Source organism: Glutamicibacter sp. 363 (genome assembly GCF_052379505.1).
Classification (GTDB): Bacteria; Actinomycetota; Actinomycetes; order Actinomycetales; family Micrococcaceae; genus Glutamicibacter.
Window position 1 is genome coordinate 1 of sequence record NZ_JBQSYR010000014.1, and the last position, 17,131, is coordinate 17,131.

Here is a 17,131-nt window from a genome sequence, read left to right on the forward strand (position 1 = left end):
CATAATTCCCGAGATTTGTAAATAGCCGTGGCGGGTGTAAACCACCGCCCACGGCTATTGAAAATCTGCGGGGCCTAGCTTTCTTCGTTCACTGGGAGCAGCGAGTTGCGCACGTTGCCTTCGGAGAGGCTCAGGAAGCAGGAGACCTGTCGGTCTCCCTGTGTCCAGGTGCTTTCCGACGGGCGGGAGAAGTGATACGTCCAAGTTGAATCGAGGCCGGCGCTGGGGTCCAAGGAAACCGACTTGCACAGCGATTCGGACTCGGTCAGCAACTCGTTGGAGCCCGGGTATTCTTCGCCGGCTAGCTCGAAGGACCCGATGAGCTGAGCGTTATGTGCAGAATCACAGGTCACTACGGTCTGCAATGCCAGCGGAGACTCGAAGCCGCGGAGGCAGTCGCCGAGGATGAGTTGTTCCGGTGGAATGGACGCGGCGATAATTCCATCCAGGCCCGGGCTCGGATTCCGCTCCACATTGTTCGCCTCTGGCGTAGCTGGCGTAATAAAGCGAAGTACAACGAATACCACCGCAGCGCTTAGGGCTAAAACGGCAATGACAAGTAAAACCCACTGGCCGATTTGCCGTTTGGGCTTCTCCGGTTCGGGCTGCAACGGCGGTAAGGCCGCTTGCGGCTCGGGTAGATCTTTTTCCACCACCTGTAGTGCTCCTTGAAGGTTCGCCTTGGTTTGAAAGGGAGCAAGCTCACTAAATAGTCGTTGGACTAATCGACAGTCTAACGGGTCTGACACGTGTTGCGTTCAACGCTCGCCGTCGAATCGTGTTAACCTTTAATTACGAAAGAACTGATCACATATTCGGGGGCCTTCACCTATTAGGTGGACCACCTCCCGACTCTACTGAAAAGAGGGGGTCACGCCATGGGGCGCGGCCGTCAAAAGGCTAAAGCACAGCGTCAAGCGCGAGATATTAAGTACTACTCGCCCTCGACTGACCTTACGGCACTAGAGCGTGAGCTTGGTGTCCGGTCCGATTATCATGCCCAGAATCTGGAGCCTGATAATTCATCGCATGACGACGAAGAGTCTGATTACGACGAGCTGACTAAGAAGTACTCCGGAGACGACGACGCTGACTAATCCTCAGCTACTCAACCGAGAGTCCTTGGCTCGGGTGCCTGCCTTCATATGAAGTTGTGCAGCTCTTCAGTACATTTTTGCGACATGCCGCAACGACTAAGCTAAATTAGCTTCAAGGTCGTTGCGGCCTTTGTCGTCCCCGAATGCTCCGAAAGGTCAGAACGTGAGCACCCCCGAAGAGCTTTCCATCCAAATGGCCCATCACTCGGCCATCCGGTCCATGCAACGCATCGTGGAGCCGCAAGCGGATCCTTCCTCGGAAGAAGACGCCAGAGCCGGCGTGCAGGCAATGCTCGACCGAGGCAATGTGCTGGTGGTGACAGGGGCGGGAGTTTCCACCGATTCCGGGATCCCCGACTACCGGGGACCGAACGGCTCGCTTCAACGGCACCGTCCGATGACCTATCAGGAATTCAAATACCGTCCTGAGGCACGCCACCGCTATTGGGCGCGCGGGTTCGTGGGCTGGCGTCACATGTTCCAAGCCGAACCGAATGGAATTCACCGCCGGCTGGTGGACTGGGAAGATACCGGCCGGATCAGCGGAATCATTACGCAAAACGTTGACGGGCTGCACCATCGGGCCGGATCAAAAACGGTGATCCCGGTGCATGGCGACCTTTCGATTGTGCGATGCCTGGACTGCGGCCAGAGCGAGGACCGCCAACACTTTGACATCCGCCTGCAGGATCTCAATGTCGGTTACATTGAATCCGTTGAAATCGACCCCAGCGCCGTCAACCCGGATGGGGATGTGGAACTGCCGCAGTATTGGGTCGACCGGTTCACCATGGCTAATTGTGAAAACTGCGGCTCCTTGGCATTGAAGCCCGACGTGGTGTACTTCGGCGAAAGCGTGCCCGTGGAGCGCAAACAACAGATGGCGCAGCTCGAAGAGGCTTCTACCGGGTTGTTGGTGCTCGGCTCATCGCTGGCGGTGATGAGCGGGTACAAGATTCTGTTGAACTTCGTCAAACGCGGGTTGCCGGTCGCTTTGGTAACCAATGGTCATGTGCGCGGCGAGGAGAAAGCCACGTGGCGTTGGCGGGTGCCGCTGTCTCATGCGATGCGGCAGCTCGATTAGCTGCAGAAGGCAAAATGCGCGGCTGGGGATGCTCCGTACTCGTCGCCGCTAATCTTGGTTCCGCGCCCAGTGGAGCACAACGCACAGGCGGCAGGATGAAGAGCACGGTGAAAATAGTGCAGATCCCCTAGATCGTCCGCCAGATACGGGGCCGCGCGCTGCTTTGCAGAGGAGCGATGAGGAGGTATCGGAACAGGCCCCCGATGATATCGACAAAGATATCGGTGGCAGCGGAACTCCCCGGGGCGAGAACGTACTGGACGATCTCGAAGGCCAAGCTCACCCCGGCGATCATGCTAACGGCGAGCTAAGCGTCCTGGATAGACGCCAGGGGCCGAAACGGGACAAAATTCAGTCCAGCTTCAACCGGTGCGCTGGAGCCGGACTCGGCCCGGGCAGCGAACGGCACGAGCATCCTGCGCCGCAGCGATCCGGCGCCGGCGCCCAGCAGTCCCAGCCTAGCGCCAAACCGTGCCAATCCGGGCTCCGGGTGCTGTTCGCGTATGCCGCACCCCATGTCGAAGGGAGCGTATTCTCGCAGGCTGAAGGCTAGCCGGCGTGGGACTCGAGAACCTCCGCGGGCGAGAGCCAGTAGGTATTCCGGCGGGGAATTTGCGGCGGGTCCAGCGACCGGGGCAAGAGCACGGCCGGAGGCCGGTCTTTGCGGATGATGACTCGGAAGAGCCCGGCATGGCGCGCATGGTGGTGCCGGGGGCAGAATATCGCCCCGTTTTCAACACTCGTCTCGCCGCCTTCCTCCCACGGCAGGAGGTGGTCGGCTTCGCAGCGCCCCGCGGGCATGGTGCATCCCGGATAGAGGCAGCCACGGTCGCGGGCAATCAGGGCTCGTTTCATATGAGGCGGGAAAAGCCGTTCGGCCCGACCGACATCGAGAATCTGTCCATTGCCATTAAAGACGACCGGGAGGATCCCCGCATTGCACATCTGCGTGCGTGCCTCGGTATCGGAGAGCGGAATGCCGTTCTCGGTGATCGCGTAGCTCTTGTCGCCCGCGATCATTTTCGCGAAGTCCAGGTGCACGATGACCTGCGGGGTGACGATACCGGTGGTTTTCTTTCCCGTGGCGCCGGTGGATCGAAGCGCGCTGAGCAGCGCCGTCAGATGCCGCATCGCCGGGGTGAGGTCTTCGAAGGTCTGCGGGTAGAAGGAATCACCGGGCAGGTCTGCGGTCACCGCGGCATGATCCGCGGGAACCGGCGCCTCGGGTTCCGAGTTTCCCGGGCCTGTTTGGGCAGCGGACTGGTCGCCGGAATTCTCCGCCGGGACCCCTTGCGCTGCGGGGGTACCTTCTTGTGCCCAGCGGGGCATCGTTTCCGGATCGTTCCACGACGTGGTTGCTGGGGATGGCGCGGACACCGCTCCGGGCTCGGGAGTGGAATTGGATGACGGGCCGCCGCCTGCCTGCGCGTAGCTCCGCGCGGTCAACTGTGCGAGTTCTTGCCGGTTGCCGGCGATGGTCGCCGGATTGTCGATCTGCGTGCGGAGGGATTCGATGAGTTCCGCCTCATGGGGCAGCACCTTGAGCTGATAGATCACCAGTCCGTTGCGCATGCCCTTGCGGAAGATCCCGGCTTCGGCGACGAGTGCCTGGGGCGGGCGCTGCGTGCTGACCTGTTCTTGGACCAGCGTGCCCAGATGCGTCAGGGCGGTAGCCGGCTCCTGGCGAAGCAAGGTGGCCGCCTGCGCTTCGAGTTTGTCGCGTTGCGCGGCGGAGGAGAGGTCTTTTTGCACGCCGCGGAGTTTGCTGGCGGCTTGGGCCACGAGGCGGGGATCGGTTTCCCGGCCGGTGAATTCGGCGGACAGCAGCGGATAGCCCGGACCATGGCGCACCCCATCCTCGGTGACCCGCGCGATCAGCGCGTCCGCCTGGGCGAGCCGATAGTTGGCCGCGGAGACCGGTACCTGGAGCCATGAGGTGTACATCGAGGTGCAGTCGGTGAAGTGCGCGCGCCCGCTGGCCCGCTGGCCGGAAAGCTGCTCAAGGGTTTGGAGGGTGGGGGCCGGGCCGGCCTCGGCAACAGCCTGCAGGGACTGCTCGTCCAGTTGATGCGCACCGCTGGAGCGCAGCGCGTCGGCCGCATGAATCTGGCTGCGGGCGAGCTCGGCCGCGCAGCGCTCGGTCAGCCAGGCGAAGTACGCGGCGTGGCCCGGAGCGAGGTCGATCCCGGCCAGCGCGCGCGTGGCCTGCGCGACCTGGCCGACGGCTTTCGCCAGCTGATCCAGCGCCTGGACGGTGGCTGCATGCGTACTCATGTGCCCCAGCTTGCCCCACGAATGCCGGGTGCGGGCCGGCGGCGGGCAAGCTGTGGATAAGCGGGCAGAAAAAAAGGGGGCGAAACGGCACCGTGCTGGTGCCGCATCGCCCCCTTTTGCGGGATGCTTCGAAAGTTACTTGGCGTAGTTGCCGGTCAGCAGCACCGCGCCGCCGTCCACGCCCTTGGCGCCCTGGACGAAGTCCAGGCCGGCGGAGCTAGCGGAAGGCTCGAGGTTTTCGACCGAACCCATGATCCAGGCGCCCATGCCGGCCTTGTTCAGCAGTGCCACCGCGCGGTCGGCGACGTTCTGCTCGACCACCGCAACCATGCCCACGCCCAGGTTCAGGGTGCGCTCGAGGTCGGGCTGCGGCACATTGCCCAGCGCCGCAATGGTGGAGAAGACCGCGGGCAGGGACCAGGTGGAGCGGTCCACGCGGGCCATCAGGCCCTTGGGCAGCACGCGGGCCAGGTTGGCCGCCAGGCCGCCGCCGGTGACGTGGCTGAAGCCGTGCACGCCGAAGTTCTCCCCGTCGTTCAGCTCGCCGATCAGGTCCAGGCAGGCGGTGGTGTAGATGCGGGTCGGAACCAGCAGCTCTTCGCCCAGGGTGCGGCCGAATTCGGCGACCTCGCGCTCCAGCTCCCACTGCGCGTGGGCGATCACGCGGCGCACCAGCGAATAGCCGTTGGAGTGGATGCCCGAGGAAGCCATGCCGATGATGACGTCGCCGGCCTGCACGCGCTCCGGGCCGAGCAGCTGATCGGCTTCGATGACGCCGGTGGCGGCACCGGCCACATCGTACTCGTCCTCGGCCAGCAGGCCCGGGTGCTCGGCGGTTTCGCCGCCCACCAGGGCGGTGCCGGCCAGCTTGCAGCCTTCGGCGATGCCGCGCACGATATCCGCGATGCGCTCGGGGACGACCTTGCCGGTGGCGATGTAGTCGGTCATGAACAGCGGCTTGGCGCCGACCACCACGATGTCATCGACCACCATGCCCACCAGGTCCTGGCCGATGGTGTCGTGGATGTCCAGCTTCTGCGCGATCGCAACCTTGGTGCCCACCCCGTCGGTGGAGGTGGCCAGGTAGGGCTTCTTGTACCCGGTGAGGAAGGAAACGTCGAACAGGCCGGCGAATCCGCCGACTCCGCCGACCACGCCATTGGTGTGGGTGGCCTTGATCGCGCCCTTCATCAGCTCGACGGCACGGTCACCGGCCTCGACGTCGACGCCAGCTCCGGCGTAGGTGATGGAGGTTGGCTGCTCTTGCGTGCCGCTCATGGCAGATGGATCCTTTTCTGTCGTGAACACCGGATAGCCGGTGCCGCTTGCAACGAGGTGGGTGATGGATTGGTGACTAGAGAGTTGCTTCGAGCTCGGCATCCGGGCCGGGTTCGCAACCGCTCTGATTTGCCTGCTCCAGCAGGTTCTTGCCATGGCGCTCATCACCGGGCAGCGGGATCGGGTAGTCGCCGGTGAAGCAGGCGGTGCACAGCTTCTCCCGCGGCTGCATGGTGGCGCCGATCATGCCGTCCTCGGAGATGTACGCCAGCGAGTCGGCGCCGATGGACTTGCCGATTTCGTCCACGGCCGCGCCGTTGGCGATCAGCTCCGCGCGGGTGGCGAAGTCGATGCCGTAGAAGCAAGGCCACTTCACCGGTGGCGAGGAGATCTTCACGTGCACCTCGGCGGCTCCGGCCTCGCGCAGCATGCGCACTACCGCACGCTGGGTGTTGCCGCGCACGATCGAGTCGTCCACGACCACCACGCGCTTGCCGCGCAGCACGGTCTCCAGCGCATTGAGCTTCAGCTTGATGCCCAGCTGGCGCAGGGTCTGCGAGGGCTGGATGAAGGTGCGGCCCACATAGGCGTTCTTCACGAAGCCGTGGGTGAACGGAATGCCGGACTCCTCGGCGTAGCCGATGGCCGCCGGGGTGCCGGATTCCGGGACCGGGATGACGATGTCGGCGTCGGCGCTGTTTTCGCGGGCCAGCTGGCGGCCCATCTCCACGCGGGCTTCGTAGACCGAACGGCCGGCGATGGTCGCATCCGGGCGGGCCAGGTAGACGTACTCGAAGACGCAGCCCTTCGGGGTGGCTTCGGCGAAGCGGGTGGAGCGGATGCCGGTCTCATCGATGGCGATCAGCTCGCCCGGTTCGATCTCGCGGATGAAGGAAGCGCCCACGGTGGCCAGGGCCGGCTGCTCGGAGGCAACCACCCAGCCGCGGTTCAGCCGTCCCAGCACCAGGGGGCGCACCCCGTGCGGATCGCGGGCCGCGTACATGGTGTTCTCATCCATGAACACGAAGCAGAAGGCACCCTCGATCTTGGGCAGCAGCTCGAGCGCGGTCTCTTCGAGGCTCTGGCCCTCCTTGCCCGCAAGCAGGGCGGTGACCAGCGCGGTATCGGTGGTATTGCCCTGGGCGATTTCACCGCGCAGCTTGCCGCCCTCGGAGACCTGCTTGGCCTCGACCATTTCGGCCAGCTGCGCCGAGTTGGTGAGGTTGCCGTTATGCGCCAGGGCTACGGTGCCGGTCTGGGTCGGGCCCAAGGTCGGCTGCGCATTGGCCCAGTGGCTGGCGCCGGTCGTCGAATAGCGGCAGTGGCCCACGGCCAGGTGGCCGGTCATCGAGTTCAACGTGTTTTCGTCGAAGACCTGGGAGACCAGGCCCATATCCTTGTATACGTTGATTCGCGCGCCGTCGCTGGTTGCGATGCCCGCGGACTCCTGTCCGCGGTGCTGCAAAGCGTACAGCCCGTAATAGGTTAGTTTTGCAACTTCTTCGCCAGGTGCCCAGACACCAAAAACGCCGCATTCGTCCTGCGGCCCTTTTTCGTTGGGAAGCAAGTCATGATTCAGGAATCCATCGCCACGCGCCATGTCAATTATTCTCTCATGTATCTATTGGTCGACACCGACCGTTTATGTGGTGAACGGCGACCAGGTGCGCGGCCACCGCTTGCCTTCCTGGGAAGGGGAGGGCGCCTAGCCTTGTAGCTCGCTGCCGGTGTCCCCGGCCAGGGGCACCGCCAGTTTTTGGGTGGTCTTGCGCGAAGTTACGCGATCGATAATTACATATGCGAGCGCGCCCAGCCCGGTGCCAAGTCCCGCGCAGAACATGGCGAAGAATCCGACGGCCGATCCGACGGTGTAATCCATGGACGGTTCGCCAATCAAGCCAATGATTACGCCTACCAGGGCGCCGAGTACGGCGCCGGAGAGGACGATTGGCCAGAAGCGCGGTGCCGAATGAACCTGCACTTGGATCGGCTGGTCTGCGGATGACGGGGTAGCGGGGTGTTGCTCCATAGTTTTAAGGGTACTCAATTAGCGGCAGGTGTGCCGACAAGTCTGCCCTTAGTCCGGAGGCGTGCAGTTGGCCCGTTTGCGTGGCCGAAGCCCAGTCGGTGCGCCCGGTGACCAGTGAAAGCCATAATTCGGCGGGCATTTCGACCACATTAGGCGGCGTACCACGGGTGTGGCGGGGCCCTTCAATGCATTGGGTCACACCAAAGGGCGGAACCCGCACCTCAACCGAGTTCCCCTCGGCCCGCGAAGCGAGTTCCTCCAAGGCGAAACGTACCGCCATGGCCAGCGTTGGGCGGGCTGTTTTCCCTTGGGTTTCCGCGTTTTCAGCCCATTCGCGCAGCGCGGCGCGACCGGAGAGCTCATCGATTCTTCGCTTGATCGCCATGGCGTTAAATTCCCTTCCTTGGATGACGAAAAAATGTCATATTCCGCCCCTGGATTTCGTGCTCGGAGGGGCTAGCGGGCCGCGAAGTCCCGGCCGAGGTAGCAAAGCCCGGCAGCGCGCGCCCCGGCGGTGTGCGCTGTGGCGCCCAGCCGGCTTGATAATTCTTCCAGCTTCTGCGCGCTGAGCGCGCCATGGCTGGCCAATAGCCCCAGCGCCAGCACATCGATTCCGCGCGAAGCGCCATCAAGGATTTTCACCGCCACGCTCACCCCGTTGGGGGCGCACATCCCCAGCACTCCTTCGGCACCGAGCTTGGCGATGATTCCGGTGGACTCGATGACCAGCGTATTGGGGCTGCCCGCGCCGCGTACCGCCCACGGGTGTTCGCGCATGGCGCTGGCCACCGACCGCGCGGCCGGGTCGGTGGATGCCGCCAGCTTTCGAAATCCCTCCGCCAGGGACCGCAGCGACATCTGCGGTGCCGGAGCTCCGCAGCCATCGACGCCCAGGAAAGTGATCGGCCCGCAGAATTCTTCCATCGCCCGGAAGGCCGAAAGCTGCACCGGATGCTCGGGTGACAGATAGCTGCCGAGCGGTTCGCCGCTGGCCGCCGCCGCCGCGAGAAAAGCGGCGTGTTTGCCCGAACAGTTGAAGGCAAGCTTGTTCTGGCTCTGGCCACGCGCGGCCATCTCGGAGCGTGTTGCCGAATCGCCGGGCCAGGAGGCCGGGCATTGCAGATGCTCTTCGCCCAGCTTCACCGAGTCGAGCACGCTGCGCGCGAGCAGCTGATGCTGTTCGGTTCCCAGATGGCTGGCGCAGGCGAGCGCCAGTTGCGCGGATTCCAACGCCGCCCCGGCGCGCAACGAACCGATCGCCTGAAAAGGCTTCAGCGCGGAGCGGGGAAAGATCAGGGCTTCGGGATCGCCGATGGCCTCCAGAACCTGCCCGGCCGGATCCAGAACTACCGCTGCGCCATAATGCCGCGATTCGATCACCGAATTGCGGGTGATCCGCAGCAGCTCGCTGCACTGTGTGATGTCTATCGCCGAACCCATGAGGCCAAGTCTAGGCGCAGGCCCGCACGGAGGGCTTTCCCAAGGAAGGCAAGCCCCCAGGGGCTGGCGCGGTGATCTGCGGCAACTTTTCATCCCCCGGTCACAGACCACTAATCGTGTGTGGTTCTCCGGTAAACTCGGTGCAGTGAAGGTACTGGTTATTGGCCCAGGCGGCCGTGAGCATGCAATTGTCCGTGCACTTAGTGCAGACCCCTACGTCAATGAGGTTCATTGCGCTCCCGGCAACGCCGGCATCGCACAGGACGTCACCACCCACGAGATCAACGCCCAGGACCCGCAGGCGGTGCTGGGGCTGGCGCGTGAACTTGCCAGCGAGCTGGTGATCGTCGGCCCCGAGGCGCCATTGGCCGCCGGCGTTGCCGACGCGCTCATCGAAGCCGGGATTCCGGTCTTCGGCCCAACCCGCGCCGCGGCACAGCTGGAAGCCTCCAAGGCATTCGCCAAGGACGTCATGGCCGCCGCGCAGGTGCCCACCGCCATGGCGCACGTGGCAACGACCGCGGCGGAAGCCGCAGCGGCGCTGGATGACTTTGGCGCACCCTATGTGGTCAAAGACGACGGCCTGGCCGCCGGCAAGGGGGTTGTGGTGACCGCGGACCGTGCCGAAGCGCTGGCCCACGCAGAGCTTTGCTTTGCCGCCGGCGGCACCGTGGTGATCGAAGAATTCCTTGACGGCCCGGAAGTTTCGCTGTTCGTCATCTGCGATGGCAAGCATGCCGTGCCGCTGTCTCCGGCCCAGGACTTCAAACGGATCTTCGACAATGACGAAGGCCCCAACACCGGTGGCATGGGCGCCTACTCGCCGCTTCAATGGCTTCCGGAAGGCTTCGTCGACGAGGTGATGGACCGCGTCGCCTACCCGACATTGCGCGAAATGGAAAAGCGCGGCACCCCGTTCACCGGCGTGCTGTACTGCGGCCTGGCCATCACCAAGCGCGGCATCCGCGTCATCGAATTCAACGCCCGCTTCGGCGACCCGGAGACCCAAGCGGTCCTGGCTCGGCTGAAGACCCCGCTGGGCGCGATTCTGCTCGCCGCGGCGAACGGCAAGCTCGACGATGCCGAGCAGCTGCGCTGGTCCTCGAAGACCGCCGTGGACGTGGTCATCGCCGCCGAGAATTACCCCGATGCCCCGGTCAAGGGCGCGGTGATCGAAGGGCTGGAAGAAGCCAACCAGGTCGGCGAGGTGCATGTGATGCATGCCGGCACCAGCACCGACGCCGAAGGCAACATCACCGTGGCCGGTGGCCGCGTCTTGGCGGTCGTCGCGCTGGGCGATGACCTGGCCGCCGCCCGGGCGAACGCCTACGCGGGTGTCTCCAAGATCAGTTGGAGCGGTGCCCAGTCGCGCAGCGATATCGCCTTGAAGGCCGAACGCGGAGAAATCGTAGTGAACGGGGAGAGCAAGTAATGGCAGGATTCCAGACCGAAACGCTTTCCCTCGAAGGCTGGGACCACTTCTATTCGGGCAAGGTGCGCGACCTGTACCTGCCCGCCGGGGTGGGTTTCGCGGACTCCGACCGGGTGCTGGTGGTCGCTTCGGACCGGATCAGCGCCTATGACTTCGTGCTGACCAGCGAGATTCCGGACAAGGGCAAGGTGCTGACCCAGCTGAGCCTGTGGTGGTTCGGGCAGCTGAGCGAATTCGCCAACCATGTGATCTCCACCGAGGTGCCCGAGGCGGTAGCCGGCCGGGCGATGGTGTGCAAGAAGCTTGAGATGTACCCCATCGAGTGCATCGCCCGCGGTTATCTGACAGGCTCCGGATTGGCCGAATACAAGGTCTCCTCGACCGTGTGCGAGCTGCCGTTGCCCGCGGGCCTGGTTGACGGTTCACGCCTGCAGCCGGCGCTGTTCACCCCTTCGGCCAAGGCCGAGGTCGGCGAGCATGACGAGAACATCTCCTTTGCGCAGACGGTGGAACGTGTCGGCGCGCAAGTTTCCGAGGCCTTGCGCGAGAAGACCGTCGCCCTCTACGAACGCGCCGAGCAGATCGCCCGCGAACGCGGAATCATCCTTGCCGACACCAAGGTCGAATTCGGCGCCGATCCGAGCAACGGCGAGATCACGCTCGGCGACGAGGTGCTCACCCCCGACTCCTCGCGCTTCTGGGATGCCCAGTCCTACGCACCGGGCAAGGCCCAGGCGAGTTTTGACAAGCAGTTCGTGCGCGACTGGCTGACCTCAGCGGCATCCGGTTGGGACAAGAACTCCGGGGCAGAGCCACCGGCGTTGCCCGCAGAGATTGTGGAGAAGACGCGCGCCCGGTACATCGACGCCTATGAGCGTTTGACCGGGGAGAAATTCTCCGCCTAAGGGCAAAAACGAAAGGCCGGGGTGAAGGAGAAATTCCTTCACCCCGGCCTTTTCGCGAAGCAGAGAACTAGCCGCCCAGCTCGGCTGCGCCCTTGCGTACGTGATACAGCACGTAGCCGTAGCTCAACTCGGTCGCCAACGGGTGCCGCGCGATCCAGTCGCGAGCCAGATCCGCCGGAAATTCAAGGTGAAGTACCTTGGCGAGATCCTCCGTAGAGTCGAAGCTCCAACTGCTCATCACCTCATGGCGTTGGGCTCCCTGCGCGGCCCACCACCGCCGGATGTAGTCATCCTCGCCCTGATCCGACGCCCAAGGGCTCTGCCGCAAAAGTGAAGCGAATTCTCCGTGCTGGTGGTCGTTGTCGATCACCAGCAGCGACCCGCCGGGGCGCAGGACACGCAGGACCTCGCGGAGCCCGGCGGTGCAGTCGTAGTTCGCGGAAGGGAAGAAATAGGCGAAGCGCGCGTGCACCACCGCGACGCTGGAATCCGCTAGCGGAAGATGTTCGGCAGACCCGTGCAGCACCTGAACCCGCGAACTACGCGCCCGCGCGGCATCCAGCAGGCGCAGATCCGGTTCCACCCCGAGGACCGTGCCATGTTCGGTGAGGTATTTGGGGAGCCAATAGCCGCTGCCGCATCCCAAATCCAGCAGGACCTTGCCCGCCCAGGGCGCCAAGGAGCGCAAGCGCGCAAAGAGCACCCCGGTTCGATCCAGCGCGCTATTTTCAATCTCGTAGACTTCCGGGTCCGCCCCCTGGTTCGGGGCCGGAAGGAAGTCGCCCAGTTCGTTTTCCATATGCTTGCGTCCGGTTAGACCAGCGAGTCCTTCCACGCCTTGTGCAGCGAAGCGAAACGTCCCTCGTCCGCGATCAGCTGTTGCGGGGAGCCGTCCTCGATGATTTTCCCATCGTGCACCACCAGCACCCGGTCGGCGATCTGCACCGTGGACAGCCGGTGGGCGATGATCAACGCCGTACGGTTTCCCAGCAGCTGCTGCAGGCCGCGTTGCACCGCACGCTCCGAAGGGATGTCCAGCGAGCTGGTGGCCTCATCGAGGATCAGCACGGCCGGGTCGGCTAGGAAGGCGCGGGCGAAGGAGATGAGCTGGCGTTGCCCGGCGGAGACCCGGCCGCCACGCTTGTTCATGTCGGTCTCATAGCCTTCGGGAAGTTCGCGGATGAATTCATCGGCACCCACCGCCTTGGCCGCATCCTGGATCTCCGCGAGGGTAGCGGTGGGCTTGCCGAGCGCAATGTTCTCGGCAACCGTCCCGGAGAACAGGAACGCTTCCTGGGTGACCATCACCACATGCCGGCGCAGTTCCTGATTCGAGAGTTCATTGATGAGAACCGAATCGATTTCCAGGCTGCCCGAGCGCAGATCGTAGAAACGCGAAATGAGTTTTGCGAGGGTGGATTTGCCGGCGCCGGTCTGCCCGACCACCGCCACCGTTTGCCCGGCTTCGATCTTCAGATCGAAGCGGTCCATGATGATCGGCCCCTGCCCATAGCCGAAGACCGCGTCGCTGAAGACGATCTCTCCCTTGACCTGCTCGATGCTGCGCGGTGCCAGTGGCTCCCTGACGCTCGGTTCCTCTTCCAGGAGCCCGGAGACCTTTTCGAGGGCTGCGGTGGCCGATTGCAAGGAGGAATAGAACATGGCGATCTGTTCGACCGGTTGGAAGACGCGTTTAGCAGCAAGCAGCAGGGCCACCATCACGCCGACCGCCAGCGTCCCCTCCAGAATGCGGAAGCCTCCGTAGGCCAGCAATACCGCGACGGTGAGGTTTCCAATGAGCACCAGACCCGGCTGGAGGATGCCGAATAGGTTGAAGGAGCGCACCGAGTTGACCCGATACTTTTCGGCGACCTCGCCATAGTTTTCGTCATTTGCCGCTTCCCGGCGGAACGCCTTGACCGCGCGAATGCCGGTCATCGTTTCGACGAACATGGAGATCACCTTCGCGGAAACTACGCGGGACTCACGGTAGAGCACCTCGGACCGGCTCTGGTACCAGAAGAAGAGGATCGCCACTGGGATGGCCGCAACGCACAGCACCAGAGCGCTGCGCCAATCCAGGATGAAGATGGTGGCCAACGTGAAAATCACGAAGACGCAGGAGGAGGCGAGTTCGGATACTCCCTGGTCCAGCAGTTCACGCAGGGTTTCCAAGTCCGAGGTCTGCCGCGAGATGATCCGGCCCGAGGTGTAGTTCTCGTGGAATTCGAGGCTCAACCGCTGAGTGTGGCGGAAGACCTGCTGACGCAGATCCAAGAGCATGGCCTGGGAAATGCGGGCGGCGCAATTGATGTACCAGGCCAGCAGGACTCCGGCCAAGATGGCGCAAACAATGTAGGCGCCGCCGGAGACTCCCAGTGCGCCCCAGTTGCCCTCGCGGACCTGCGGCAGCGTCCAGTCGATGGCCAAGGCAATGAGGATTGGCAAGATGACGCGGGCCGCATTGGAAACCAGCACCAGCACCACGGTGAGAATGAAGAGTTTCTTCTGCGGCATGGCGAGCGTTGCCAGGAGCCTGAATGAGCGGCGGCGCACTCGTTTGCGTTGGGCACCGGAGAGGTTGATATTGTCCTCTTCGGTGACACCTAGTGGTTGGCTCATCGCGCGACCTCTTCGCTCATCGGTGCTTCGTCATCCAGGCTGGCGATCACATATCGGTAATGTTCGTTCGTGCTCAGCAGGTGCGTGTGGCTGCCGATCGCGTCGATGCGACCATCGCGCAGCAACGCCACCCGGTCGGCGAGCATCACAGTGGAAGGGCGGTGAGCCACCACCAAGGTGGTAGTGCCGCCCAGCACCTCGCGCAGCTTCGTGGTGACCGCTTCCTCCGTGCGCACGTCCAAGGCGGAGAGCGGATCATCCAGGACCAGGATGCGGGGCCGGGCGGCGATGGCGCGGGCCAGGGCCAGACGCTGGCGCTGGCCTCCGGACAAGGACAGGCCTTCTTCGCCGATGAGCGTATCGACCCCCTGCGGCAGCTGATAGGCGAAGTGCGCCTGCGCCACGTCAAGGGACTGCGCCAAGAGCTCTTCGCGCTGCGCGGGGCTGTAATCCGCCGGGGCGCCGAGCAGCACGTTCTCGCGGACCGAATTCGAGAAGAGGGTGGTGTCTTCGAAAGCTACGGCTATTTCTTTGCGCAGCTCTTCCAGATCCCATTCGCGCACGTCTTGCCCGTGCACCAGTACCTGCCCGGCGCTTACCTCATGCAAGCGCGGGATCAGGTTCAGCAGCGTCGATTTGCCCGAGCCGGTGATTCCGACCAGCGCCATGGTTTCCCCGGCGCGGATCGTCAGCTCGATATCGGCAAGGATGGGGCGCCCGCGCCCGGAGGCATCGGGGTAGGCAAATCGAACGTGCTTGAGCTGCACTTCGCCGGTGCGTTCGGCGGGGGACTTCGGCTGGTCGGGGGAGACGATGTCGTTGGAAGCGTCCATCACTTCGAAGTGGCGGTCCAGCGCGGTTTTGGTGCTCAGCGTCATGCCCAGCAGCATCCCCATGCCTTCCACCGGCCCTGCGATCACCGCTGCGATGGCGAAGTAGGCCACGAGCGAGCCGATGCTCAGCTGCCCGCCGGCAACCAGCGAGATGCCGATCAGTACGCCCAGCCCCAAGATCGTTTCGGGGATTGCCACGACGGCCATCAGGAAGCTGGCCAGGGTTTTGGCCTTGCTGATTTCCGTCTGCTGCAGCGACTTGGCCTGCTCGTTGAATCCGGCATACACATGGGGGCCGCGGCCGAAGGCCTTGATGACGCGAATGCCATGGACAGATTCTTCGACAGCGGTCGCGAGGTCACCGGCTTGGTCTTGGCTCAGCCGGCTCGCGGCCCGGTAGTTGTTGCGGAAGTGGTAGGCCTTGATCGAGATGGGGATGGCGCCTAGCAGGTAGAGCAATCCGAGGATCCACGAGTGGTAGAACATCAGCGCCAGGCCGGTGATCACGGTGACCGTGTCCACCACGAGCATCATGGCGCCGAAGGCGAGCCAGCGGCGCAGCAGCGACAGATCCGACATCGAGCGGGAGAGCAGTTGGCCCGAGCCCCAGCGCTCGTGGAACGCCACGGGCAGGCGCTGCAGATGCTTGTAGAAGCGGATGCGCATCTGCGCTTCCAACCCCGCCGCCGGGTTGAGCACGAATTGGCGGCGCAGGTAGATGAATAACGCTTCCAGGAAACCCAAGGCACCCACAATCGCCATGGCGATCCAGATTGCGTTGTTCGTCCCATCGCTGTCCAGGACGTTGTTCACCAGCCAGGCGAGGACCTGCGGAATGACGAGGGCGACAATGCCTGCGCCCAAGGCGCAGAGGAAGCCGCCGATGAGCCGCGGAAGAATCGGGCGGACAAACGGCCCCAGCCGTTTTAAGGTGGTTGTCAACGACACCGCTTCAGCTGCTTCTGAGTTTTGTTGTCGCGCCATGCGAGTTCCCCACCATCACCAATAACAATATCGACCGGACTACAGCCTACCGTCAGTAGTTGGGAAAATTCAATCAAATAATCACTAGTGGATAGATTATTTGTTGCTGGCTCAGAGACAGCTTCAGGCCCCGCACCTGAACCAAGTGCGGGGCCTGATGGAGTGAATGATTAGTCCCTTGCGGTGAGCGTGAGCAGTACTGCCTCGGGCGGGCAGGCAATGCGAAATGGTGCGAAGCGAGAGTGGCCCAGGCCGGCGGAGACATTCAGCGGGACGGTGCGCCCGGCATATTCCCATTCGGTCAGCCCGCGAGCTCGCCACGTCGGCAAATCGCAGTTCGACACCAGGGCGCCGTATCCCGGAATGCATACCTGTCCGCCGTGGGTGTGGCCGGCGAAGATGATATCCGCTCCGGCCTCGGTGAGTTGATCCAGCACTCGTTGGTAGGGGGCATGGGTTAGCGCGATGCGTACGTGCGGAGCCTGGTATCCGGTGACCGAGCCTTGCGGCCATCCAGCGAATTGGTCGCGTTCCAGATGCGGATCATCGACGCCGGTCAGATCAAGCCGGATTCCGTTGAGTACGGTGGAGTAGGCCCGGTTGGTCATGTTGACCCACCCGGCGGACCCGAAGGCCCGGTGCATCTCTTCGAAGGGCAACTTGTCACGGCTCGAAGGGTTCGGGGTGCCGGAGCCCGCGCTGAGGTAGCGCAACGGGTTCTTCAGGCGCGGCGCGTAGTAGCAATTCGAGCCGGGCACGAAGGCTCCGGGGAATTGCATCAGAGGCGTCAGCGCGTCGATCAGCGCCGGAACGCCATCGCGGTGGCTGAGGTTGTCACCGGTGTTGATCACGTAGTCGGGGCGCTCGTCGGCGAGCCGGTGCAGCCAGCGCCGCTTGAGGGCTTGGCCGGGGATCATGTGGATGTCCGAGAGGTGCAGCACGCGGATATCGCCCGCCCCTCGGGGAAGGACCTTGACGGTTTCGCGACGGAGCCCGAATTTCTGGGTTTCGTATAATCCGTAGCCAAGCACCGCCGCGCCTGCTGCGACGGCACCGCCGGCGAGCAGCGCCGCGGTGCCGGTGGCGCGGCCGAATGCCGAAGAGAAATTAGTGTGTTCAACCATGACCGGTCCGTCAGTGTCCTTTCAAGGGA

The 17,131-nt window shown here is 63.7% G+C and carries 15 protein-coding genes; 4 read left to right on the top strand and 11 right to left on the bottom strand.

Annotated elements, in window-relative coordinates; translation table 11 throughout:
• Positions 1 to 74 precede the first annotated feature (74 nt).
• Positions 75 to 653 carry a septum formation family protein gene (locus ACT3UA_RS09855; RefSeq protein ID WP_176484065.1) on the bottom strand — a complete coding sequence of 193 codons (579 nt, stop codon included), beginning with the start codon at positions 651 to 653 and terminating at the stop codon, positions 75 to 77.
• A gap of 225 nt (positions 654 to 878) precedes the next feature.
• On the opposite strand from ACT3UA_RS09855, the gene ACT3UA_RS09860 reads away from it, so the two are divergent.
• Positions 879 to 1,097: a DUF3073 domain-containing protein gene (locus ACT3UA_RS09860; RefSeq protein ID WP_096283320.1), complete on the top strand. Its 219-nt coding sequence runs from the start codon at positions 879 to 881 to the stop codon at positions 1,095 to 1,097.
• 193 nt (positions 1,098 to 1,290) lie between these two features.
• Positions 1,291 to 2,181: a Sir2 family NAD-dependent protein deacetylase gene (locus tag ACT3UA_RS09865; RefSeq protein ID WP_096283548.1), complete on the top strand. Its 891-nt coding sequence runs from the start codon at positions 1,291 to 1,293 to the stop codon at positions 2,179 to 2,181.
• A gap of 549 nt (positions 2,182 to 2,730) precedes the next feature.
• Here the strand turns inward: ACT3UA_RS09865 and ACT3UA_RS09870 are convergent.
• The 6 genes from ACT3UA_RS09870 to ACT3UA_RS09895 form a co-directional block, all read right to left on the bottom strand.
• Positions 2,731 to 4,455, bottom strand: coding sequence for a DUF222 domain-containing protein (locus ACT3UA_RS09870; protein ID WP_096283322.1), 1,725 nt, complete (start codon positions 4,453 to 4,455; stop codon positions 2,731 to 2,733).
• A gap of 135 nt (positions 4,456 to 4,590) precedes the next feature.
• Positions 4,591 to 5,733, bottom strand: coding sequence for a phosphoribosylformylglycinamidine cyclo-ligase (gene purM, locus ACT3UA_RS09875; protein WP_096283323.1), 1,143 nt, complete (start codon positions 5,731 to 5,733; stop codon positions 4,591 to 4,593).
• A 76-nt stretch (positions 5,734 to 5,809) separates the two neighbouring features.
• Complete coding sequence (purF, locus tag ACT3UA_RS09880; protein ID WP_444616254.1) at positions 5,810 to 7,333, bottom strand: amidophosphoribosyltransferase; 1,524 nt, start codon at positions 7,331 to 7,333, stop codon at positions 5,810 to 5,812.
• A gap of 105 nt (positions 7,334 to 7,438) precedes the next feature.
• A complete protein-coding gene (locus ACT3UA_RS09885) occupies positions 7,439 to 7,762 on the bottom strand; it encodes a hypothetical protein (RefSeq protein WP_096283325.1) in 324 nt (107 codons plus the stop codon).
• A gap of 4 nt (positions 7,763 to 7,766) precedes the next feature.
• Positions 7,767 to 8,147: a sterol carrier family protein gene (locus ACT3UA_RS09890; protein ID WP_096283326.1), complete on the bottom strand. Its 381-nt coding sequence runs from the start codon at positions 8,145 to 8,147 to the stop codon at positions 7,767 to 7,769.
• A gap of 71 nt (positions 8,148 to 8,218) precedes the next feature.
• Positions 8,219 to 9,202 (bottom strand): asparaginase, encoded by a 984-nt coding sequence (locus tag ACT3UA_RS09895; protein WP_444616256.1) that lies wholly within the window; start codon positions 9,200 to 9,202, stop codon positions 8,219 to 8,221.
• Between the two features lie 145 nt (positions 9,203 to 9,347).
• Here ACT3UA_RS09895 and purD point away from each other — a divergent pair, with 145 nt between their 5' ends.
• Together purD and ACT3UA_RS09905 are read left to right on the top strand one after the other, a co-directional pair.
• Positions 9,348 to 10,634: a phosphoribosylamine--glycine ligase gene (gene purD / locus ACT3UA_RS09900; protein WP_096283330.1), complete on the top strand. Its 1,287-nt coding sequence runs from the start codon at positions 9,348 to 9,350 to the stop codon at positions 10,632 to 10,634.
• Positions 10,634 to 11,539 (top strand): phosphoribosylaminoimidazolesuccinocarboxamide synthase, encoded by a 906-nt coding sequence (locus ACT3UA_RS09905; protein WP_096283332.1) that lies wholly within the window; start codon positions 10,634 to 10,636, stop codon positions 11,537 to 11,539. Before purD ends, ACT3UA_RS09905 begins: the two co-directional genes overlap by 1 nt.
• Before the next feature lie 67 nt (positions 11,540 to 11,606).
• On the opposite strand, the gene ACT3UA_RS09910 is transcribed toward ACT3UA_RS09905, so the two are convergent.
• From ACT3UA_RS09910 to ACT3UA_RS09925, 4 genes are all read right to left on the bottom strand, one after another.
• The gene (locus tag ACT3UA_RS09910; protein WP_444616259.1) at positions 11,607 to 12,338 is read right to left on the bottom strand and encodes a class I SAM-dependent methyltransferase; all 732 of its coding nucleotides are present in this window, start codon (positions 12,336 to 12,338) and stop codon (positions 11,607 to 11,609) included.
• 14 nt (positions 12,339 to 12,352) lie between these two features.
• Complete coding sequence (locus ACT3UA_RS09915) at positions 12,353 to 14,161, bottom strand: ABC transporter ATP-binding protein (RefSeq protein WP_444616261.1); 1,809 nt, start codon at positions 14,159 to 14,161, stop codon at positions 12,353 to 12,355.
• Complete coding sequence (locus ACT3UA_RS09920; RefSeq protein WP_096283338.1) at positions 14,158 to 15,978, bottom strand: ABC transporter ATP-binding protein; 1,821 nt, start codon at positions 15,976 to 15,978, stop codon at positions 14,158 to 14,160. Before ACT3UA_RS09920 ends, ACT3UA_RS09915 begins: the two co-directional genes overlap by 4 nt.
• Before the next feature lie 170 nt (positions 15,979 to 16,148).
• Positions 16,149 to 17,102 (bottom strand): metallophosphoesterase, encoded by a 954-nt coding sequence (locus tag ACT3UA_RS09925; protein WP_444616263.1) that lies wholly within the window; start codon positions 17,100 to 17,102, stop codon positions 16,149 to 16,151.
• Positions 17,103 to 17,131 lie beyond the last annotated feature (29 nt).